This is a genomic window from Nostoc spongiaeforme FACHB-130 (assembly GCF_014698475.1).
Lineage (GTDB): Bacteria > Cyanobacteriota > Cyanobacteriia > Cyanobacteriales > Nostocaceae > Nostoc_B > Nostoc_B spongiaeforme.
This window is the reverse complement of record NZ_JACJTB010000001.1, coordinates 243,401-268,453: the sequence shown is the minus strand read 5'-3', so window position 1 is coordinate 268,453 and position 25,053 is coordinate 243,401. Positions and strand designations below refer to the sequence as shown.

The following is a 25,053-nucleotide window of genomic DNA, read 5'->3' as shown; positions in this document are numbered from 1 at the left end:
TTATCTACCTTGTCTCGTCTATCCATATATCAAATAAGACAAGGTAGCCAATCCCTAATCATCATGTTTAGCCACTACAACCCTCATTCAGCAGATACTTTTTCTTCATAGTCGGGTAGAATTTTTTCCAAATTTCGGAGCAATGGCACACTAAATCCAGCTAACCCCACCAGAAACATACACACCGCACAAATTACATATAGCATCGCCAGTCCCCCAGCCGTACCAGCCCCAAATATTCCTCCTAAAAGACCCGCTATGCTACTTTCCTGAGTAAAAGCAGGGATAAACACTTTATCTGCTAGAGGCCCAGCAAGCAAAACGGCAACAGCTGAAGCTAATTGTAAAAGCAAAGAGCGTGCAGCAAAAACCCTTCCTTGCACATTAGGAGCTACTTTAGATAACCAGATTGCGTTATCGGCGCTTCCACCGGCTGTAAAACTTAAAGAACACAAAAATTGTGGAGGAATCCACACCCACAAAGTTCGACCCAAACCAAATACTATTTTTGTTAAACCAACACCCATCATTCCCAGTAAAATACCTCTAATTTTGTCTTTAAAACCTCCCCACTTATTCACAATTAAGGCTCCCAACACACCACCAAATCCTGCGGCTGTGATTAAGTTACCCAGCACTAAAGTATCATTACCTGTGCGGGCGAGAATCATGGGGATGTAAAGTGAACCTCCTAGGTCATGGGCAAAGAAAAATAATAAGTTAATGACTAATAGTAATAGAAGGCTTTTGTGGGCAGTCAGATAACGCACGCCATACCCTAAATTTTGCCAAAAATCTTCTTGTTTTTCTGCTGTTTGGGCAGGCTGGAGAATAGGTATAAATAAAATACTGGAAATGGCAACAATAAAAGTAGAAATATCAATTAGCCAAATGCCAAATAAACCAATTACTTTATAAAAATATCCTGCTAAAGCAGGCGCAATAATAATTGCACTGTGATGAGATAAAAACTCAAGACTGCTGGCACGAGTATAGTGTTGTTTAGGTATCATTAATGATACTGATGCAGAGTAAGCCAAATATTGAAATTGGCTAAAAGTACCTACAAAAGCTGCTGCTATATAAAGATGCCAAATTTGTAAGGAATTGTTGATATATAAAAATAGGAGAGTAATAGTGGCGAGGACGGCAACAGTATCACCTAACATCATTAATAATTTCCGGTTATAACGGTCTACAAGGACACCGCTAATGGGAGTAATAATAATGCTAGGAAGTAAGCCAAAAAAGCCTACGAGGGCGAGAGTAGTTGCTTGTCCGGTGGTTTCCCATGCCCAGATTTCTAAAGCAATGCCGGTCATTTGGCTACCAATACCAGAAACTAGTTGACCCAGCCAAATGATGAGAAAGTTCCGTAGGCTGGTGTTAGTTGGTTGTTCTGACATTAAATTTGACATTATAATTATGGGGTGGCTGGGAAATAGAAAATGAGTTTTTGAGTAAGGATTGAGGACTCATAAATCAGTGTTTAAAATCATGAATCAATCAAGGTTATGTTAGATATGAATTTTGATATAGCAGTCTGATATGTGAATAACTGAAACAAGGGAGAGAAAGGTTAATCAGTTATTGCAGATTTCCATAGTTTTATAGTGCTGTTTTTATAGATAGACTTTTTATATTACTATGATTTAAAGTCGATTTATTGTTATTGGTAAACCTTAAATCATAAGCTTTGAAATATGCGGCTAGATTTGCGAGTAAAAGTGATTGGAATGAGTGTATAAAAAAGTGGTCTCCAGGAAATATTTCTAGTTGGAAGGAATTTTTGGTAAGCGATCGCCAAGCTTCTAATTCCTGGATGCTCACTTCTTGGTCTTCTAATCCCCCAAAGGCGGTAATTGGACATTCTAGCGGTGTTTTTTGGGGCTGTTGGGTATAAAGATAAGTTTCGGAAAGTGTAAAATCTGCTCGTAGGATAGGGATTAATAGCTGCATTAATTCGTCATTTTCTAATACTGAAGCAGGTGTACCATTCAGACGACGCAGTTTTTGTTTAAACTCATGTTCTGCTAGGGTGTGGATTGGTGGTTTTGATAGGGGGATTTGGGGAGCGCGACTAGCAGAAACAAATAGGTGCGATGGCTGTTTGTCATACTCTTGACGAAGATGACAAGCTAGTGCAGCACTGATCAATGCACCCATACTATGACCGAAAAAAGCGAATGGTTTGTCTAAATATGGTAGTAAGATGGGTGCGATCGCTTTCACCAAAGTTTCCATTTGCGTAAATGCGGGTAATTTCATCTGCTTTCCTCGTCCGGGAAGTTCTATGGGGCAAACTTCCACATTTTGAGGTAAGCTTGCATACCATGTGCGAAAAATGAATGAGCTACCACCGGCATAAGGAAAGCAAAATAATCTGAATTGAGCTTGAGGATTAGGTTTAGGACAAGTTATGTAAGAGTTGAATGTTTGTCTATTGATCATAATCCTCATGCTAAATCGTAATTTTTGTAGGGTGGTTGATGGTTCTTGATTGACATCTTGCGCCAAGCGACTGAAGTCGCGGCTATACAAACTAAACCCGCCTGCGCGGGTTCACCAGCAACGCCTAGTGAAATACAAGCAAGAATAATTAACCGCAGATGGACGCAGATTAACGCTGATGAAAACAGATAAATTTGCTTCTTTAGCAAACTAGGAAAGGCTATAAACCCTTTAATTAACAGCAGCTACTTGCATTTTATCTGTTACCACTTCATCAAAATCGGTACTTGTGGATACTTCTTTCCAAGCGTCCAATCCTTCTTTAATAAATTGCAATGCACCATCAATGGCTTCTACTGCATCGCTTCCCAAAGCTAATCTGAGTGGTGGGACATCGCTATCAACGACTTTAATCATTGCTAGAGCAGCTTTTTTGGGATCACCAATTAATTTAATTTTCTGCTCTTTGACATCTTGTATCCATTGGCTCATATCTTTAATGATTGGTTGATATTCTGGGATTTTAGTTTCAACTAAGACATGAGATTTGTTGAAAAAGTCTGTGCTGAATGCGCCAGGTTCAACCATTGTGACTTTGATTCCCAAGTGGGCAACTTCATTCGCTAAACAGCCAGAAATTCCTTCTAAAGCTAACTTGCTGCTGATATAAATTCCCCCGCCTGCACCAGCCATAAAACAAGCTGCTGATGACATATTGAGAATATGTCCACTACGCTGCTGACGCATATAAGGTATGACAACTCGCAGCATATCTATAACACCAAAAAAATTCGTCTCAAATTGCCGTCTGATGGCATCATCACTCACTTCTTCTAGAATGCCAGCAACTTCACACCCAGCGTTGTTGACGAGTATATCAATTCTGCCAAAGCGAGCGATCGCATTTTTGACAGATTCTCTGACTTGTTCGGGTTTTGTGACATCAAGTTGCAATGTCAATGTCTGTTCTGGAAAGCTTGCAGCTAAATCTTCTAACTTCTGTGGGTTTCGTGCTGTTAGCACCACTATTTCACCCTTCTCCAGTACTGTTTCTGCCAAGGCTCGACCAAAACCACTGGAGCAACCAGTAATGAACCATATTCTTGTTTGTTTTTCCATCGCTATTCTCCTTTTTTTAAAATTGTTGATAATGCAATTTATCGGTTGTTGTAGAGATGTTGTGTGCAACTTTTCTACAGTATTGATAAATTGCAACTTCTCATAGTTACTGAATATTGCTAGAAGTAGCGTGCATTTTTTGTCTGAGACTAAGAGGCCTCATATCAGTCCAAACTTCTTTGATGTAATCTAAACATTCTTGTTTGAGTCCATTTTTGCCAACATCCTGCCAACCAAGGGGATTTTCCCGTTCTAAAGGCCAAATAGAATATTGTTCTTCGTGATTAACTACAACTTTGTAGATTGTTGTGTCTTCTTTCTCATTTTGATACATAATTTACCTCACATTATCCTTGCAGAACTTTATTATCAAAAACTCTGAAATACTCATCATTATGAGATTGCCAAAGTCTTGAATTTTTTAGATCCAATGATTAGATAAAAAATCGAAACATTAGATTTATTTTGTAATTTGATATTGGATTTGTGAAATGTTTATTTACTCCAGCCTAACCAACTGACTAACGCGATACTGCTTAACTGGTTCTAATTCCATGACTGTTGCTGAGTTACATGCACTCATCACTTCACCGCAGGTTTCTATTCTGACTTGATAGCTACCTTTTGTTTGAGTATGAGGATCTATAAAATCAATTTGAACTTCTGCCCAGTCAGGCTGACATTCTTCCGCAACTTTTTCCATTGCTAGTACTTTTCCTGCTTTTAAATAATTCAGCCAACTCCAACCAAACTGCATCCAAATTTCACGTTCGGCAATTTGCTCAAGTTGGTTTAAACCTGCCCATCCTCGGTAGTATGGACGCAAACCCAGAACTGAATTATTTTGTTCCACTAGTAAATCTAATACAGATGACTCCAGATGTCCCCAGAAATATCCTTGTGGTAAATCAATAAGAGTTGGCGCAAACTGATGACCACCAAAATGAGATGATTGCCAGACTCTTAAGTTTCCGTTGCTAATAGGAGCATATTGTTTGCGTAGTTGCCGATATAAAGGATTACCAAATCTCCCACAAGCTAGGTCTACTTGAGCATGGGTACAAATCATTAATTCACGAATATGACTTGTTTGTTGTTGATATTTTTGAAAATCTGATAAATTATTGGGTTTTTGTATTAACTGCTGAAATATTGCTGTTACTAAAGCGGCAGCTTGATTTTCAGGAACAATAAATTCCTGTTTTTCAAACTTAGAAAACAAATGTGCAGGACGATAGTAGTAAAGTATACGAGTTAAACCAGGTTCAGAATACTCGCGGTCAGGGGCGATTAATACTGGTTTCAACTGAATTTTATATTTAAAAACTAACTCCTGATATGCACTAATTAATGATTTGATAGTGGGGTTTTGTTGATAAATTTCTTGCGGCCAAGGTTGGGGAGCTTCCATAATTAGCCAATGGTCGCAAGTTATGGCTGTACCAATGGGATCTTCTTTATTAGCTTTAGAAACTAAAGAACAAAAACGGCAATCTATTGTGTTGCTAATCATAGTTGAAGCTCTTAAAGTAGATTTGATCATGAAAATATTGATATGGTAGCAGTCTTTTGTATATTGCAAATAGCCTTAATGACCAAGGATATTTAGTGGGGAAATATTGTCTTTTTGGCTTTTTCGCTTCTAAAGCTTCTAAAATTACCTCGGTTACAGTCTCCAGGGGTGAGCCGATTTCCCGATTATGCTTGATAACATTGTCTATATGAATTTTATGATTTTTGCCATACAAAGCTTGATGTTCTGGTGAAATATTAGCCAATGTTTTTTGATAATTTAGTTCTTGTTTATCTGCTTGTTCTGGGGTTATTAAGGCATCGGCTGGCAATATCGAAAGCACTTCAACGCCGCTAGATTTTAACTCCATTCTTAAACAATCTGTCAGCGATTCCAAGGCGGCTTTTGTTGCTGATAAAATCCCAAAATATGGTACAGCAACTCTGCCACAAACACCACTAATATTGATGATTCTGCCCTTAGCTTTGCGTAGCATTGGTAAAAATGCTTGAGTCACGGCGATTTGACCAATCACATTGACTTCAAAGTTTAATCTAATATCTTCGATGGTTGTACATTCAATTGCTCCATTAGCAGCGACAACAGCATTATTAATTAAAGCAAATAATCCTTGTTCGCCAACTGCTAATGAAACAAAATCCAAAGCTGATTTAATTTGTTCTGGTTTGGTGATGTCTAAAATGATTGGTATTAAATTACCAGATGCAGCTTGTTTGAGTGACTCCGCATCTTTTTCGGTGCGGACTCCGGCAAAAACTTGATATCCTTTTTTGTCTAGAAAAAGTGCGGCGGCTCGACCAAGACCTGTTGATGTTCCTGTGATGACAATTGAGCCTTTATGACTTTGATTCATGATTAATTACTCCAATATAAAATATATTTTTGATTTCCCAATTACTGTATAAATAATAAGTATGATAAAACGAACCGCAAAGGACGCAAAGGGCGCGAAGAGGAGATAAGAGTTGAAGAGAGTTATTACGTAAGTCCTATTAAATGATTTACAAGCATCTTTCTCCCTTGTCTCCCTTTTCTGCATCATGTCTAAAACCTACCCGAAACAAGAGATACCGACGGTTGCTGATGTTGATTTTGAGCAGATACAATCATCTTTACGCCACTAGCAGGATAACAAAGAAGACCATCAAATTTTGGCTTTTCTGGTTGTTGACTCACGAGCTTTAATTGATAGCGTGTAAGAATTGTTGCCAATACTAATTTCATTTCAAATAAAGCAAATGTACCACCAATACAAACACGGGAACCACCACCAAAGGGTAAAAATTCGTAGGTAGAAAATTGTTTTTCTAGAAATCTTTCTGGTTTAAATTGTTTTGGTTCTGGGTATAAATCTTCGCGCTGATGTGTAGAATAAATATTGGCAATTAATATAGTTCCCGGACTCAATTGATAGCCCATAATTTCTAGTGGGGATTCTACAATCCGGGGAAATGCAAACAGTTGAGTGGGGTAAATGCGTAAAACCTCGTTACAAACAGCGTTGAGATAAGGTAAGGCTAAGATACTGGTGATATCTGGGTTTTCGCCAAGGCTGGTAAGTTCTTCCCGCAGGCGATCGCACACTTCAGGTAAACGGTGAATCCAGTACAAAGCCCAAGCGATCGCTGTGGCTGAAGCACCTTGCGCCGCGCCGATAGGTGAAATTAATAAGTCTCGGATTTCTTCATCTGCGATCGCTTCCCCCATCTCATCACTAGCTAATACCAAATCTGAGAGAATATCAGTGCGCGATAAATCTGCTTGCTGGCGGCGTGCTTTTACTTCATCCGACAACACTTGAAACATTTCTTCTCGCAGGGAAAGCAAATTTCCTTGGGGACTCCACCTCCCTAAATTCCATCCCCAAAAGGGTAGTTTTGCCAGCAGTTGTACCAGTGGCGAGAGTTCATGTTTAAACACAGCAGCGAATAAATGTTTTACTTGTTCATAGCGTTCTCCTTCACGCAATCCCATTACTACCTCTATACCTACCGCCAAAGTAATTTCTTCTAAAGCTGAGTAAGCCAGAAAAGGTTTGCCAATTGTTTGTTGATTCATGATTCTTGCTGTTAGTTCGCAGATGCGTTTCCCACAGGCTTGCATCCGTTCACCATGAAAAGCCGACATTAACAGCTTGCGTCGATTTTTATGACGTAATCCATCTATTTGTAAAACTCCTTGCTCTCCTGTTAATAAAGCAAAATTTTGGTTTAATTCTCCCTTCGCTACAACTTCTTTAGTATGGGTAAAAATCTCCTTGATTCCAGAAGGATTACTCACGTAAATTGTCGGTATTGAATCAAACATTACAGTCACAATGTCACCATAACGTTGATAAATAGTATCCATATAGCCAAAGAAATCAGCCTCGAATTGCAAAGCCAGCAACCAAGCAGGAGTTTTTGGCCCAGGTGGTAGTTTCATCAGCCTCTTTTACTCCTTTGACATGGTGAAATTACAAACAGCATCATCAATACAAATTTTTAATTGTTTGGCTAATTCATGAATATGAGGTTCTAGTAAAATTGAGAAATGATTGCCAGGAATTTCAATCACTTGCGTAGATGCACTGCCATATTTATCCCAACCTAAGAAGGGGTCATTAGTAGTCCATTCAGGATTGTCAAAATCATGAATAATTTCTTCTTCGGCTCGTAAGATAGTTAAGGCATCAGGATAAACTTGCGGTACATAATTTCGCATCGCTTGGACATTAGCTTTGAAAACTTTATAATGATGTAAAAAATCTTGAATCTCAGCTTCTGAAAAAATAAAGTTGGCTTTTTGATTGATTAAATTAAATTGCTCATGGAGTGATAAATCTCGCATTTCTTCAAAAGATAGCGATAAATTTATGCCATTCCAAATTTTTGTTTCTTCCGCCAAACGCAGCAAAAACTTGGCATCATCATCAGGGGTTGTTTGAATGCTTGTTTCTGGTAAGATGGCATCGATAATTGCCACCAAACCTACTTTTTGACCTTGCTTTTGCAGTTGCTGGGCTATTTCAAAAGCCAGCATTCCACCGTAACAATGTCCGCCTAAAAGATAGGGGCCATTTGGTTGGAGTTGGCGAATTTCTTTGAGGTAGCGAGTTGCTAGTTTTTCTACGGAAATTATATCAGGTTGTTCGGGGTCTGGCTTATATTCTAATCCATAAAATGGATAATCCTCGCCCAAGATTCTTGATAATTTAAAATAGGGGCTAATATTACCGCCAGCACCATGTATACAGAAGAAAGGTAGCTGATTACCAGCCGAGTTAATGGCTACCAAAGGAGAATTAGAAGTTTCTCGGAATGGTTGATTAACAATTTCAGCTAGTTCTTCAATTGTTGGGTTTTCAAATAAAGTTGATAAAGGAAGATTATGTCCAAATTTATCATAAATTTGCGCCATCACACGTACAGCTAAAAAGGAATGTCCGCCTAATTCAAAAAAGTTATCTTTGATGCCGATAGGATGAGTGTTTAAGATATTTTCCCAAATTTTCACTAAAGCTAATTCGTTAAAATTTCGGGCAGCTATTTTTGATATCTGGGAATTTTGCTGGATAATATCAGTTTGGGGTAGGGCAGCTTTGTTGACTTTACCATTAGGTGTAAGTGGCAGAGCATCCAGTAAAATAAAAGCTGAAGGCAACATATAATTAGGTAATTTATGTTGCAAATAAGATGATAATTCGGGAATTATATCTGGCTTATCGGTAACAATATAGGCAAGCAAGCGGATATTTTCGGGATGCTCATTGCTCGTAATCACAACCGCTTCTTGGACATTTGGGTGTTGTGCGATCGCACTTGCTATTTCTCCTAATTCTACTCGGAAACCCCTGATTTTTATTTGTTCATCACGGCGGCCTAAATATTCCAAATTGCCATCGGATAAATATCTCACTAAATCGCCTGTTTTATAAAGTTTATATCCAGCCATCCAAGGATGATCAATGAATTTTTCTTTGCTTAAATCTGGACGATATAAATATCCCTTCGCCAACCCATCACCGCCAATATACAGTTCTCCCACTACTCCTATTGGTGTGGGTTGCAAATCACTATTTAAAACATAAGTTTTGGTGTTATTAATTGGACGACCGATAGGTACATTCTGGGCTTGATTTGGTAATAAACTAGTATCGTAGTAAGTTGCATTTGCCGAAACTTCCGATGAACCATAAAGGTTAATTAACTTGGCAAATGGCATTAATTCACGGAAACCCTGCACCAATTTAATCGATAATGCTTCTCCACTCGTTATCCAGAATTTGAGATGTGATAATTTATGAATCAGATGGTTATAATTATCTAGAATTAACCGGAGTAATGAAGGTACAAGGATAATTCGACTAACTTTGTGATGTGCTAGAGATTCGATGAATAATTGTGGATCTAACAAAGTTGTATTGCTGATAATGACTGTGGGAATACCTTGTAGTAAAGGCGCAAAAATTTCCCAGACAGAATCAACAAAACTAATAGCTGTTTTTTGACAACAAACTTCTCCTGACTTAAAAGGATAGGTTTTCCATAACCAGTGTAAGCCATTGACTGTACCGCGATGAGTGCCAAGAACACCTTTAGGTTTACCCGTGGAACCAGAAGTATAGATAATATAAGCAATATCATCCGAGGAATAAATGTGAATCGGATTTTCTGTACTTTCCCGCGCCAGTTCTTCTTGATGAGTATCTAAGCAAATAATTTTAGCCGCAGATAATGATAGTTTTTCTAATATTGCTTGCTTGGTAATTAACAGTTCTGCTTGGGAATCAGAGAGCATAAAATTTAACCGCTCTACTGGATAACTCGGATCTAGGGGAATATATGTACCACCAGCTTTGAGAATAGCTAAAATCCCCACTACCATATCTATATCGCGTTCCAGACATAGAGCTACCAAAGTTGCGGGTGTGACACCTTGTTTTTGTAAAAAATGTCCAAGCTGATTAACTCTTTGGTTTAGTTGACGATAAGTAATTTGTTCAAACTCGCTAATTAAGGCGATGGAATCTGGTGTGAGTTCAACTTGCTGCTCAAATAATTGATGTAGAGATGCAGTTTGGGAATAATCTGTATGAGTTTGATTAAACTTATATAATAGTTGTTCTTGCTCTGAAGTTGTTAACAGCGATAATTCGCTCAGGCGCTGTTCTGGATTAGCAATGATATTTATTAATAAAGTTTGAAAATGATTGATAAATTTTGTAATGGTTGACGCATCAAAAATGTCAGTATTATATTCCAAAAAGCCTGTTAATCCTGTTTCAGATTCAGACATAGAAAGAAAGATATCTAATTGAGATGTCCCGCTATCAAACTCTAAAGTTTGCAAAGTTAACCCCGCTACTTCCTCCACAGTGCTAGGCGTATTTTGCAACACAAACATGACTTCATAAAGGGGATTTCGGCTTAAGTCGCGTTCTGGTTGCAATTGTTCTACTAGCATCTCAAATGGTAAATCTTGATGAGAGTATGCACCCAGAGTTACTTCTCGGACTCGATGTAAAAATTCCCGAAAACTAGGATTTCCACTGAGGTTATTACGCAATACTAAAGTATTGACAAATAAACCCAGCATTCCTTCTAATTCTGGACGGTTGCGGTTAGCAATGGGCGAACCAATTAAGATATCTGCTTGATTTGTGTAGCGGTATAAAAGGATATTAAACGCCGCCAACAAACTCATAAATAAAGTTGTATCTGTTTGCTGACTTAATTGTTTGAGGGCATTTGTCAGAGATTTTGATAATCTAAAATATTGCTTCGCCCCAGCAAAATTACTAATTTGAGGTCGTGGACGGTCTGTAGGTAGTTGTAATACAGGTAACTCACCCTGGAGTTGTGCTTGCCAATATTGTAATTGATTGGCGAGTAATTCACCTTGCAGGCGATCGCGTTGCCAAATGGCAAAATCCGCATACTGTATTGGAAGTTCTGGTAAGCTTGGCGGTTGATTTGTCGAAAAAGCCCCATACAGCGCGGATAACTCCCGCAAAAATACCCCACAAGACCAGCCATCGGTAATAATATGGTGCATAGTCACCAGCAAAATATGTGATTCTGCACTCAAGCGCAATAAATTCGCCCTAACTAACAATTCTTTCGCTAAGTTAAAAGGCTTTCTGGCGAATTCCGCCGCCAATAATTTAACTTCCGATTCCCAATTTTTACGAGATAAATGTTCACAGTTAATAATCGATAATTCCCAATTTAATTGGTTCTTAATTTCTTGGACTGGTTCTCCATTTACAACCTTAAAATTTGTCCGCCACACTTCATGACGCTTAAGAATATCATTTAAACTTTGCTCAAGGGAGGGAATATTTAAATTTCCTTGGATATGAAAAGCAAGAGGAATATTGTAGAAATCACTCCCATGATAAAGCTGATCAATAAACCATAGTCTTTGTTGCGAAAAAGATAAGGGTATATTTGAAATATTTTGGCGCTTAGGAATAACATCCGCTTTAAGTTTTCCCCCTTTCCATTTTTCTAAAAGAGCTTTTTTTGCTGGTGATAAATTAGAGTATTGTTTATCCATAATTATAAAATTTCCTAGTTTATTAAATTACAAATTTATCTGTGTGCATCTGTCTTGAAAAGTTTGCTCAAATCGGCAGATCCAGATCCGCTCACGCAACTTTTTGCTGCGTTTATCTGCGGTTAATTATTCTTGCCAGTAATTCCCTACGGAATAATAAGAATCGAACCACAGAGGACACGGAGAACACAGAGAGATGAGAGTTTCAGAAGTTTTTGTATAAGTCATACTTCGTTTGTGCTTCCCCAGAAAGATACGCTATATATAGCAGTTCTAAATCGTTTGTGAAATTCCTTTTCTTCTCCTTCCTCTCCTTCTTTGTGTCCTTTGCGTCCTTTGCGGTTCGTTAAAAAAAATACTTTTTAACAACTCAGATATGATTGCTATAATATTTAGACATTACTTAAGAGTAAAGCTACTTCTTCCTCCGATAAATCAGCAATTTTTTCTAACATCAACTGTTCAATAAATTCTGCCTGCTTCACTGGAGTCATTGCTTCTAATAACAGGTCACGCAAAGGTAAATCCACAGGGAATTTAGCCCGCAAACGAGAAACTAATTGAGTTGCAATTAGCGAATCGCCTCCTAACTCATAAAAGTTGTCGTAAATCCCAATTTCTACAATTCCTAGTACCGCTTGCCAAATTTCCGTAATTTGCTTTTCTAACTCATTTGTAGGCGCAATATATGAGTTATTCAGGCTAGGTCTAGAGTGGCGCGGTGATGAATCTAATTGATGAGTAGATTGTGTATCTTGCCAAGGATCAAGGTTAATTGTCTGAGTTTTTCTGGTATTAATATCAATTGGAGAAATAATCATCTGAGTTCCTTGTGGACAAGCAAGGACTCGCTGAAATACTTCTATTGCTGCTGTTGATGTAATTGCTAATGTTGTTCCAGAAACTTGCTCAGATATGGTTGATTCTTGGGCTGGATTTAATTGTATATTATCCCAGTTAATAATATACCACTGATAAGAATTATTTCGATTATGTTGATTGCCCCAACTATCAATTAATTGATAAACTGCGGCATCTAAACATAAACCAAATCCTCCTAAAATGCTAGTCAAGGAAGAAAAGATACAGCCAAAATCTAGATTGTAGTTCTGTAATACTTTTTCTAAGACAGTAATTTGACTATGTTGTGATTTTAAGAGATTTTCTAACTCTATAGCTGTAATTTCTACCAAAGAACCAAATATTTGTTCATGCTTAATTCCCGTTGCATAAATCACACCATTAATTTGCTCAACATTTTCTGTAAGTATTTGCTGCATTTGCTCATAATTAGTTTTATCGGCACGCAACAATAAAACTGCTGCACCGAGTTCTTCTAAAGCAATAAAATGTTGAATTTTCTGGCTGATAGTATCATCTGGCAGATGAGTTTCTAGCCATTGTGAGAAGTTCTCTTGTTTGGGAAATTGAGAACTTTCAATAAATATCAGTTTGGCTTGGCAAGTTGTTATTAAATGTTTCGCCAGCACAAATTCTAAACTGTCTAAACCACCCGCAAATAGGTAACTACCCCGATTTCGGAAAGGAATATTTTCGGCAACAATGGCATCTAAATGAACTGGTGTAAATGTTTGTACCCAACGATGACGATCGCGGTAAGCAATGACATTATCTAAAGATGCAGAAATTAACTCATTTAATAGTTGCTGAATAATCTGATTATCGCTGCGATCGCCAGTTAAAACAATATCAATACACTGACAAGTAATATTGGGGTACTCTTGGGGTATTACTTGACATAAACCTAAGATTGGTGATTTTTCTGGATTTAGTTTTTCATTTCCATTCACCTCTAGAATGTTATTGGTTATCACCTTGATTTGTAGGCGGTTTTTCAGATTACTAATACTTTGAATCAAAGATAGTAAACCCTTGCACTCTAAATATTTGTCAGGTTGAGAATTTTCAAGCTGGCTTAAACTCCAACAGTAAGCAATATTTTCTGGTTGTTGTCCCGATGATATTAATTCTTGAATTAACAGTTCATAATTTGAGTTTGAGTAGGGATTAATTTGATAACTAGTTGTACTGATTTTCTTAAATTCATCACCTTGGCGAACAGTAATGACAGTTTTACCTTGATTGTTTAACTTATCAAGTATTTGCTCACCAACTCCCAAATCATCTACAAACAATAACCATGTTGATTCTCCGACGGCTGTGGATGAATGAGTTAGTAAAGAACGTTGCCAAGAAGGAATGTAAAACCAGTCAGCAATATCTGGTTTATGATCATTGACAGTAACAGAAGAAGCTTGGGGATTAATCCAGTATCTTTTACCTTCAAATGGATAAGTTGGTAAAGGCAGACGATGACGCTGTTCGTGACGATAAAATCCTGACCAATCAATTTCTATACCCGCCAGCCACAGCCGACCTAATGTTTGTAATAAAAAGCAAATATCAGATTGTTGGTCTTTGATATGGCGTAAAGAACTTAATACTTGTTGCTGAGGATTTTTACCTAAATGCTGTGTGGTGATTGTGCTTAAAGTCCGCCCCGGCCCCACTTCTAAAAACACACCATCAAACTGCTGAATTAGTTGTGATATTCCTTCAGAAAATCTGACAGTTTGCCGTAAATGTTGACACCAATAATCAGGGTTTGTGGCTTGTGCTGGAGTAATCCAAGTACCAGTGACATTAGAAATAAAGCTGATTTTTGGTGGATTGAGTTTAACTGTTTTGAAAGTCTCCCGAAATGCTGGCAATATTGGTTCCATCATCAGCGAATGGAAAGCGTGAGATGTGTGCAACCGCCGACATTCAACTGCTTGCACAGTTAATTGTTGTTCCAAGGCTGTAATTACACTGCTGATTCCCGACACTACACAAGCAGATGGACTGTTAATCACCGCAATTTGCAGAGATACTCTATACAAATCGGATGTATCCAAGAGCGACTGCACATCTTTGGCGGGTAACTTAATTGCCAGCATACTGCCTGGGGGGAGTTGCTGCATTAACTGTCCTCTTTTTGCCACAATTGCCAGAGCATCTTCTAAAGAAAATACACCAGCGATCGCTGCCGCGACATATTCGCCTATACTATGACCAATCATCGCCTCTGGATGCACGCCCCAAGACATCAATAACTGCGCCAAGGCGTACTCTGTGACAAACAAGGCGCTTTGGGTGAGGAATGTTTGTTGTAGTTGATTTGCAGCCGCTTCTGTCGCCTCTGGATGAGGATAAAGCAGAGAGCGAATATCTAAACCAAGATAGGGCTGTAAAATTTCAGCGCAGGTATCTACGTATTTTTTATATACTGGCTCTAGTTCATACAATTCCCGACCCATGTTTGCATACTGCGATCCTTGTCCCGAAAACATGAAGATGACAGGACAGTGGCTCGGCTGATAGTGGTGATTAAAAATACGTTGATTATCTTGATTATCTAGCAATTTAACTGCATCAGCTTGGTCGTGACAAATCATGATGCGGCGATAATCAAAAGCCCGACGACCGACTTGCAGAGTATAAGCCACATCAGTCAGGGGAACATCAGAATTTTGCGTCAAATAATCGCGCAGTTGGGCTGTGGCTGTTTCTAAAGCCGTGCTGGTTTTCGCAGACAACAGTAATAATTGCCAAGGACGGGAAGAACTAGAAGCGGGAATTACGGGAGCTTCTTCTAAAATGATATGGGCATTAGTCCCACCAATACCAAAAGAACTCACACCAGCCCTGCGGGGTGTGCCGTTGGTTGTCCACTCTGATAATTTGGGATTGACGTAAAAAGGGCTATTGGCGAAATCAATTTGGGGGTTTGGCTGCTGAAAATGCAAACTTGCAGGGATTTGCTGATGTTTTAAAGCCAAAACAGTTTTGATTAATCCTGTCACACCGGCGGCTGTATCTAAATGACCAATATTAGTTTTGACAGAACCAATGGCACAAAAACCTGTTTTATTTGTACTATGGCGGAAAGCTTGGGTTAACGCCTGAATTTCAATCGGGTCGCCTAAAGCCGTTCCTGTACCGTGGGTTTCGATATAACTGACAGTTTCTACTTCCACCCCAGCCAAGGCTAAAGCCTCTAAAATCACTTCTCGTTGACCATCAACACTAGGGGCGGTATATCCTACCTTTAAAGAACCATCATTATTAACTGCTGAACCTTTAATAATTGCATGAATAAAATCACCATCATTAATTGCATCTTCTAAGCGTTTTAAGACGACAACCCCCACACCATTGCCAAAAACAGTACCGTTGGCGTTAATATCAAAAGCCCGACAATGACCATCAGGAGATTTAATTCCCCCTGGTTGATATTCGTATCCAGTTTTGGGTTTAGCTGCAATCGTCACACCGCCAGCTAAAGCTATATCACTTTCACCATTGAGTAAACTTTGACAAGCTAAATGCACAGCGACCAATGATGTCGAACAAGCTGTTTGAACATTAATACTTGGCCCTCGCAAATTTAATTTATAGGAAACTAAAGTCGGTAAAAAATCTTTATCATTGCCGATTAAAACTTGATAACTGTCGGCTGATTCGAGAAAACTGCGATTATTATATAAGTTAGAAAGTAGATAATCACTAGCAGCAACACCAGCAAATAAACCGATGCGATCGCGGTAAATTTCAGAGTTATAACCCGCATTTTCTAAAGCTTCCCAAACAGCCTCTAAAAAAATGCGGTGTTGTGGGTCTGTAACTTCTGCTTCTCTAGGAGAAAAACCAAAAAAAGCCGCATCAAATAAATCGATATTTTCTAATATGGCGCTGGCTTTCACATAATTGGGATTGTTGAGCAATTTAGTATCTACCCCAGCCGCGATTAGCTCCTCATCCGTGAAATTAGAAATTGACTCTACACCATTTTTCAGGTTTTGCCAAAAGCTATCAACTTTATTAGCTCCAGGAAACCGACCCGCCATTCCAATAATAGCGATCGCATCTTGATTATTTAAGCTATCAATAAAATTATTAGCCATATCCATAAGTCAAAACCTGACAGTAAATATTTCTGGACTAAGTTTCAGGAGTGCTGAGTAAATAACTTTTATTTAAATCAGCACTCATCACTTCATGACTTACGCAAAATTATTAATAAACGAACCGCAAAGGACGCAAAGGACACGAAGTTATAAGAGTTTGAGAGAGTTCTTGCGTAAGTCCTAATATTTCTTCCTCCTGCCCCCTGCCTCCTGCCTTCTTTAGTCAATATGTCAGTGGCATTGTTGCTGCAATCTGAATTTGATCAAGCAAAACAGCGTCAATATCTCCTTCAGTAGTTAAAGGATTCGCAATCACCGCACGCATCGCAATCACTGGTATTTCCTTATCTAAACTAATAGTTGTTTTTGTAGTTCGGGAAATAAAAGTCCGTCCAATCTGACGCTGCTTTTTCTGCAATCTTTCATTAAAATCATTGATGATTTGATTGTCAGATTCAGTTATTTTTTTATTACTAACTACATCTCGAAATTGCTCAGGAATATAACGATAAATTAACAAATTTGTATCAGGTTGCGCCAACAATTCAAACTCCGGTAACTCCTCAATTCGTGCCGCCATATATTGGGTTTTGCGGATACCTTCATCAATCAAAAACTCATAACCATTCAACCCAATTAGCTGCAAACCAGCATGTAAAAATAACGCCATCCCTGGACGAGAACCTTCTAACGCCCGTTTACCTAAATCAAATGACCCCTTACGCATGGTATAGCTGGCTTGTTTTTCAATTGCTGAGGCTAAATAAGGGTCACGGAAAAATACCATCCCAATACCCATTGGCAAATACAATTGTTTATGTCCATCAATTGTCACAGAATCAGCTTGTTCAATTCCCGCTAGTTTATGTTGGTATTTGCGCGAAAAAATCACAGGGCCACCCCAAGCAGCATCGACATGGAAATGTACATGATTTTCTTGGGCAATTTCAGCAATTTCTGTTAACGAATCAACACTACCAGAATCGGTTGTTCCAGCAATACCAACAATGGCGATAATATGTAAATTTTTGGCGCGGCATTCTGCAACAGTTTGGCGTAATGCTGAGATATTAACGCGATTATTAGCATCAACTGGGACGCGAATCAAATTTTTAGTACTGATTCCCATTAAATCCGCAGCTTTATCAAAAGAGAAGTGCATCAATTCCGAACCAATGACCACCGCCCCTTCATAAACATAATAATTTAACGCTGCTGTTAACCCTTCTTTTTCTATACCTAAAAAATCATGAGTCGCGCCTAAAGATTTATTGCGAGCGCACCACAAAGCCGTGATATTTGCTGTTGTCCCACCAGAAACCAAAATACCCAAAGTACTTTGATTATTTTGAATATGTTGGCTGTAGAAATTATCAGATAAATGATAAATTTGATGGTGCATCATTGCCAAAGCTTCCCGCTCACAAAAACTCAAAGCTTTAGCCGTTTCGATTTTGACAGCATTTTGATTCATCGCTGTCATCAATTTTGCTAAAGGGCGCACAAAGGAAGGTAACGCCGAAGTCATGTGACCAATAAACTGCGGCGCTGATGTATGTATAGAATGAGCAACGACATTTTCATTTAAAGATTGGAAATAACTGTCAAAATCAGTAGGTTCTAGAGGGATTTGACTATTGCCAAATTTGCTAATAATCCAGTCAATCTCAGCATTTGTATTGGCATCTTCAGACATTAAAAAATCCGCCGATAAATCATCAACTATTTCATCGAGTTGATTTTCTAGATATTTCCCGTGAGTCGGGGCAAATATTTGTTTAACATACTCAGCAATATCAGTTTGTACGATTTTATCTGTGGGAGGAAGATTGTTTCGAGATAAAATTTCTGTTTCACTTAATGTCATGGATTTTCCTTTAATTACTAATATTGATGCTGTTACTTCTAACCTGATTAAAACTTACGCAAGAACTCTCTCAAACTCTTATAACTTTGCGCCCTTTGCGTCCTTTGCGGTTCGTTAAAAAAATCACCAAACCTCAAATCTTCCTCCCAAACTCACTCCCCTGTTTGATTAGTAGCAGCACGATATTCTTTCCTGGCTTGTTTACGACGCTGAGTCGAAGCAGTTCGCTGTTCCGCACGATGGGAATTTGGGATAGTAGACGTGGCAATTGTAGATTCCTGACTAAAATATCTAGCCAAACGACTCACAGTTGGATATTGAAACATTTCCACCAACAGAAAATCTTTCTGGAGTATTTTTTGTAATTGACTGTGAACTTGAATTAACAGCAGCGAATGACCACCCAGTTCAAAGAAATTGTCATGAATACCTACACGCTCAATATTCAACACTGCTTGCCAAACATCCGCAATGGTTTTTTCTAACTCAGTTTGGGGTGGTTGATAAACGGCTGTTAATTCTGGATGGGTTGTGTCTGGTGCGGGTAGTGCTTTGCGATCGACTTTACCATTAGGTGTTAATGGTAGTGCTGCCAAAGTCACAAAAGCTGCGGGAATCATGTAGTTTGGTAACTTTGCCTCTAAAAAGCCGCGTAACTCCGCAATGGTTGGCGGTTGTTCTGAGTTGAAAACTACGTAGGCGATTATTTGTTGGGCATCCACAGCCGTAACCACAGCAGCTTCTACGCCTGGATGCTGAATTGTCAGTGCTTCAATTTCGCCCAATTCAATGCGGAAACCACGAATTTTTACTTGGTTGTCAATGCGTCCAATGTATTCAATTTCTCCGTTCGGCAAATAGCGGGCTAAATCGCCAGTTTTATATAATCGTTCTCCTGGGACATGAGCGTAGGGGTTGGGAATAAATTTATCCGCCGTGAGTTCTACCTTATTGAGATAGCCACGGGCTAAACCAGCCCCACCAAGGTATAACATCCCTGGTACACCTATCGGTACTGGTTGTAAATTTTCATCTAACAAATAAGCTTGGGTGTTGTGAATTGGTCTACCAATTGGTGGTGTGCTGTTCGCGCCCTTCTGTATGAGGGCAAACGTAGAATAAGTGGTATCTTCCGAAGGGCCATACAAGTTATATACCTGTTGTATGTCAGCTTGCTGGTAAAGTTTCTGCACGAGTTGATTTTGCAGTGGTTCTCCCGCAATATTCACAGTTTGCACAGAGGCGGGAATACTATCTGTTTCCAGTAACTGTGCAATCACGCTGGGGACAGTATTAATTAAAGTTACACCACAGGTTGCGGGGAGATTGCTGATATATAGTGCATTCTCGATTAAAATCACCTTGCCACCACAACACAAAGGCACAAACATCTCGAATACCGACAAGTCAAAGCAAATAGAGGTGGATGCTAAAACTCCTGCCCTTGCTTCTCGGCTAAAGGTTTTGTCTGCCCAATCTAACATTGCCACGGTGCTGGCATGTTGAATCATCACACCTTTGGGTTTGCCTGTAGAACCAGAGGTATAGATAATGTAGGCGAGGTTCTCAGGCGTGACTTCCGTGACTAGATTTTCCTGGTTGTGTTGGCTGATGTGATGCCAGTCAGTATCTAAACAGATTACCTTGGCTTGGTGTGGGGGCATTGCTGCCAAGAGTGATGCTTGAGTGAGTAAGACTGGTGCTTGTGTGTCTTCTAGGATATAGGCGATGCGTTCAGATGGATAGTTGGGGTCGAGGGGGATATATGCGCCACCCGCTTTGAGGATGGCGAGTAACCCAATGATCATATCCAAAGAACGCTCTACACAAATCCCCACCAATACTTCTGGTTTTACTCCTAGCGATCGCAAATAATCAGCTAATTGGTTGGCTTTAGTGTTTAATTGTTGGTAAGTTAATTGCTGATTTGCAAATTCTACAGCTACTGCATTTGGTGTTTTATTTACCTGTTGTGCAAATAATTGATGAATACATAGATGTTGTGGATAGGCAACGGCGGTATCATTCCACTCCCGCAGTAATTGATGCTGCTCAGATTCATTCAACAATGGTAACTCTGACAAACGCTGCTGTGGATTTGCCACAATTCCTGCTAACAACGTTTGCAAATGACTTGCCATCCGGCAAATTGTACTTTCTTTAAATAAATCAGTGTTGTATTCTAAACTCGCAACTAACCCTGAATCGGTTTCTGTGACATAAAGAGTTAAATCAAACTTGGCACTATCGCTATTGCTGTCTTCCGGTGTTAAAGTCAAACCAGGCAGCTTTAATGCAGACATCGGCGCATTTTGCAAGACAAACATCACCTGAAACAGTGGCGTATGGCTCAAATCGCGCTGGGGTTGCAATTGCTCAACCAACAACTCAAACGGTACATCCTGATGTGCGTAAGCGCCTAATGCCATTTCCCGCACTTGTTTGAGCAGTTCTACAAAGCTGGGATTTCCCGCTAAGTTAGTTCGCAGAACTAAAGTATTGACAAAAAAGCCAATTAACCCTTCTATTTCGGCTCGGTTGCGGTTAGCGATGGGCGAACCAACCACAATATCTTTTTGTCCGGTGTAACGCCATAGCAGGATTTGGAAACCTGCCAACAAGGTCATAAATAACGTACTTCCCTGCTGTTGGCTCAATTTTTGCAGGGCTGTTGATAGTTCTGTAGATAATTCAAATGAGTAGGTTGCACCCTGAAAGGTCTGGATTGCTGGTCTGGGATAATCGGTGGGTAATTCTAAAACTGTGGGGGCGTTTGCTAACTGCTTGCGCCAATAAGATATTTGGGTTTCCAGGACTTGTCCTTGTAACCATTGTCTTTGCCACGCGGCAAAGTCTACATATTGTATTGGTAGGGCAGGTAATGGTGAGGGTTGTCCATCACAAAAAGCTGGATAAAGGGCGGCTAATTCTTGTACCAATATGCCAATTGACCAAGCGTCAGAGACAATGTGGTGCATTGTCACTAAAATAATATGTTCTTGTTCACTCAGACGTAAGAGTTTGACTCTGAGGAGATGGTCGCGGCTGATGTCAAAGGGTTGTTGTGCTTCTAAGTCAGCGAGGTGTTGGATTTTGGCTGCTTGCTGATTGGTTTCCAGGTCGCTGAGATCGATGGTAGATAAGCTGAGGGGCTTTTCTGGTGCGATCGCAGCTACAACTTGTCCGGCGGTGGTGACGAAATTGGTTCGCAGTGCTTCATGACGGGCGACAATTTCGCTGAAACTTTGGGCTAAAGCTGCCACATTTAACTGTCCTTGTAGCCTTACTGCTGCCGGGATATTGTAGAATGGGCTATTTGGTTCTAGTTGGGATAAAAACCACAGCCTTTGTTGAGCAAATGATAAAGGTAATTGTGGCGATCGCGCCATCTTTTCAATCTTGGTTGTGGCAATTGTGAAATCTGCCTGAATTGCTTTTTCAATTTCTTTCGCTAACCCGGCGATGGTGGGTTTTTCAAATAAATAACGTAAAGGTAACTCGATTTGAAAGACTTGACGAATTTGGGAAATCACACGGGTGGCGATTAAAGAATGTCCGCCTAATTCAAAGAAATTCTGATCAATCCCGACTTTATCTATACCCAGGATTTCCGCCCAAATCCCGGCTAATAAATTTTCTATGGGTGTGGCTGGAGTCAGACTGGACGTTGATCCCGGTGTAAATTCCGGCAGTTTGAGTGCTTTGCGGTCAACTTTACCATTGGGTGTTAATGGTAGTGCCTCTAAGGTGACAAAAGCTGCTGGCATCATGTAGTTAGGCAACTTAGCAGCTAACAAATCCCGCAGTTCCGCAGATGTAAAAGTTTGCCCTATGTGGGGGACTATATAGGCAACGATTCGTTGAGTATCGGCGGCGGAACCATGAACCGTCACCACAGTTTCTCTAACTGCTGGGTGTTGGCTAATGACAGCAGCAATTTCTCCCAATTCAATACGAAAACCACGGATTTTGATTTGGTAATCAATCCGTCCCAGGTATTCAATGTCTCCATTGGGTAAGTATCGCGCCAAGTCTCCGGTTTTATACAGGCGTGCGGCTGTTTCGCTAAAAGGATTGGGGATAAATTTTTCGGCGGTTAAATCTGGACGCTGGAAATAACCCCTCGCCAGTCCCAAACCACCAATGCACAACTCTCCGGCTACACCCACGGGCATTAGTTGGTGATTTTGGTCGAGGATATAAAGCTGGGTATTGGCAATGGGCGAACTAATGGGTACGGTGTGATCAACGGTTTTTACTTGACAAGCGGCTGACCAAATTGTGGTTTCTGTGGGGCCGTACATATTCCACAAACACAGACACCTCTCTAGTAACTGATTGGCTAATTGTTCTGGTAAAGCTTCGCCACCACAGAGAATTTTTAATTGATGATTACCACCCCAACCTGCGGCTAACAGTAATTGCCATGTGGCTGGTGTGGCTTGCATAACTGTGGCTTGACACTCAGTGATTTTTGCCGCTAACTGCACACCATCAGAGATAATTTCTTGGCTGGCAATTACCAACCGTGCGCCGACAATTATGGGTAAAAATAATTCTAAGGCGGCAATATCAAAGGAGTAGGTAGTAACTGCAAGTAATGTATCTTCAGCAGTTAAACCTGGGGCTTGCTGCATAGAGTACAAAAAGTTACTCAAGGCCAGGTGGGGAATTTGTACACCTTTGGGTTTACCTGTGGAACCAGAGGTGTAAATCACATAAGCGAGGTTCTCAGTCGTGACTTCCGTAACCAGATTTTCCTGGCTGTGTGGGCTGATGTCATCCCAATCAGTATCTAAACAGATTACCTTGGCTTGGTGTGGGGGCATGACTGCCAAGAGTGATGATTGGGTGAGTAAGACTGGTGCTTGTGTGTCTTCCAGGATATAGGCGATGCGTTCAGAGGGATAGTTGGGGTCGAGGGGGATATATGCACCACCCGCTTTGAGGATAGCGAGTAGTCCAATGATCATATCCAAAGAACGCTCCACGCAAATTCCCACTAACACCTCTGGCTTAACTCCCAGCGATCGCAAATAATCAGCTAATTGGTTGGCTTTGGCGTTTAACTGTTGATAAGTTAATTGCTGATTTGCAAATTCTACGGCTACTGCATCGGGTGTTTTATTTACTTGTTGTTCAAATAATTGATGAATACATTTATCTAAAGCGTAATTAGTTGCGGTATTATTCCATGCTTGGAGTATTTGCTCATTTTCTTGTGCCGTCAGCATTGGTAGTTCCCGTAATTTTGCTTCGGGATTGGCAATAAAACCCGCTAATAAAGTTTTTAAATGCTCTAATATGCGGCTCATACTAGAACTTTCAAATTGACGATTATTATAGGAAATATATAAATTTAATGATTCTGAATTTGGTACTACCTTCACAGTTAGGGGGTAGTTTGTCCAGTCAAATAATGATTGAGAATCGATGACTCCGATATCTTCAACAATCGATGCTTGATTGTAATCTACTAATTCATTATCAAAAACTAAAATACTATCAAATAGTGGTAGACCAGGGGAAATCTGACTCCATTGTTGAATTTTGGATAATGGGCTGTATTCATACTCCCGCATCTGCACTTCTTCGGTTTGCAGTTGTTTCAACCAAGCGGTGAGGACAGCATTATGGTCTACTTCTACTCGTAGTGGGAGTGTGTTGATAAATAGCCCAATCATCGACTCTGCATCAGCTAACGCCGTTGGTCTACCTGAAGATGTGGAGCCAAAAACTACATCTGACTCTTGACTATAACGGCTCAAAAGTAAAGCCCAAGCGCCTTTAATGATGATATTTAAAGTTAGTTGATACTTACGAGCAAAAGCTTTGATGTCAGTTGTTATAGTTGCTGACAACTGCAATTCTTGTCTGTGATAATCTGTGGCTTGGTCAGCAAAATTAGCTGCATTTTTCCCAATCAGAATTGGTGTTGGAACTGTAAATCCTTGGAGTTTGTGCCGCCAAAAAGATTCGGCTTTTTTCTGGTCTTGTTGTTGTAACCAAGTAATATATTCTTTGTAGGGGCGGGGGCGTTCTAAATATAAATCTTGCCCTTGGCAAAAGGCATAATAAAACTCATAAAATTCTTTCCATAACCAGCTTACAGACCAGCCTTCCATTAAGATGTGATGAAAGCTAAACACAAATTGATAATTGTCTTTAGCCATCTGAATTAATGTCAGGCGAATTAAAGGGGCTTGCCCTAATTCAAAACCGCGATCGCCATCGGCTATTAAAAAATCTGCAAACTGCTTTTGTTGTGCTTCTAATGATAAATGTTGCCAATCTTGAAATTCCCAAGGCAAATCTACTTGCTTATACACCACTTGATATGGTTTATCCAGATTTTCCCAATAAAATGCTGTGCGTAAAATTGGGTGACGGTCTACAACTCGCTGCCAAGCTTTTTGGAAAACTGGGATATTAATTGGCGTTTGCAAAGTAAAATAATTCTGCTCAAAATACACCACCGAATCAGGTGCAGCCAACTTGTGAAACAGCATCCCCTGTTGCATCGGAGAAAGTTCGTAAATATCTTCAATATTGTTGGGTTTCATGAGAAAATT

General features: G+C 39.7%; 11 protein-coding genes. All 11 read right to left on the bottom strand.

Annotated features, from left to right (window positions below; all coding sequences use genetic code 11):
* Positions 1 to 83 precede the first annotated feature (83 nt).
* Positions 84 to 1,406 carry an MFS transporter gene (locus tag H6G74_RS01055; protein ID WP_190966098.1) on the bottom strand — a complete coding sequence of 441 codons (1,323 nt, stop codon included), beginning with the start codon at positions 1,404 to 1,406 and terminating at the stop codon, positions 84 to 86.
* 202 nt (positions 1,407 to 1,608) lie between these two features.
* On the bottom strand, positions 1,609 to 2,451 hold the full coding sequence (locus H6G74_RS01050) for a thioesterase II family protein (RefSeq protein WP_190966097.1): 843 nt from the start codon (positions 2,449 to 2,451) through the stop codon (positions 1,609 to 1,611).
* 231 nt (positions 2,452 to 2,682) lie between these two features.
* Positions 2,683 to 3,570, bottom strand: a complete 888-nt coding sequence (locus H6G74_RS01045; RefSeq protein WP_190965892.1) for an oxidoreductase — start codon at positions 3,568 to 3,570, stop codon at positions 2,683 to 2,685.
* Between the two features lie 106 nt (positions 3,571 to 3,676).
* Positions 3,677 to 3,904 (bottom strand): MbtH family protein, encoded by a 228-nt coding sequence (locus H6G74_RS01040; protein ID WP_190965891.1) that lies wholly within the window; start codon positions 3,902 to 3,904, stop codon positions 3,677 to 3,679.
* Between the two features lie 165 nt (positions 3,905 to 4,069).
* Positions 4,070 to 5,083 carry a sucrase ferredoxin gene (locus H6G74_RS01035; protein ID WP_190965890.1) on the bottom strand — a complete coding sequence of 338 codons (1,014 nt, stop codon included), beginning with the start codon at positions 5,081 to 5,083 and terminating at the stop codon, positions 4,070 to 4,072.
* On the bottom strand, positions 5,076 to 5,957 hold the full coding sequence (locus H6G74_RS01030) for an SDR family NAD(P)-dependent oxidoreductase (protein ID WP_190965889.1): 882 nt from the start codon (positions 5,955 to 5,957) through the stop codon (positions 5,076 to 5,078). Before H6G74_RS01030 ends, H6G74_RS01035 begins: the two co-directional genes overlap by 8 nt.
* A gap of 191 nt (positions 5,958 to 6,148) precedes the next feature.
* Positions 6,149 to 7,528 carry a cytochrome P450 gene (locus tag H6G74_RS01025; protein ID WP_190965888.1) on the bottom strand — a complete coding sequence of 460 codons (1,380 nt, stop codon included), beginning with the start codon at positions 7,526 to 7,528 and terminating at the stop codon, positions 6,149 to 6,151.
* A gap of 9 nt (positions 7,529 to 7,537) precedes the next feature.
* Positions 7,538 to 11,644, bottom strand: a complete 4,107-nt coding sequence (locus tag H6G74_RS01020; RefSeq protein WP_190965887.1) for a non-ribosomal peptide synthetase — start codon at positions 11,642 to 11,644, stop codon at positions 7,538 to 7,540.
* A gap of 392 nt (positions 11,645 to 12,036) precedes the next feature.
* Positions 12,037 to 16,611: a type I polyketide synthase gene (locus H6G74_RS01015; RefSeq protein ID WP_190966096.1), complete on the bottom strand. Its 4,575-nt coding sequence runs from the start codon at positions 16,609 to 16,611 to the stop codon at positions 12,037 to 12,039.
* A 226-nt stretch (positions 16,612 to 16,837) separates the two neighbouring features.
* Positions 16,838 to 18,481, bottom strand: a complete 1,644-nt coding sequence (gene panP / locus H6G74_RS01010) for a pyridoxal-dependent aspartate 1-decarboxylase PanP (protein WP_190965886.1) — start codon at positions 18,479 to 18,481, stop codon at positions 16,838 to 16,840.
* 152 nt (positions 18,482 to 18,633) lie between these two features.
* Entirely contained in the window at positions 18,634 to 25,044 is a 6,411-nt protein-coding gene (locus H6G74_RS01005) for a non-ribosomal peptide synthetase (protein ID WP_190965885.1), read from the bottom strand.
* Between the last annotated feature and the right edge of the window lie 9 nt (positions 25,045 to 25,053).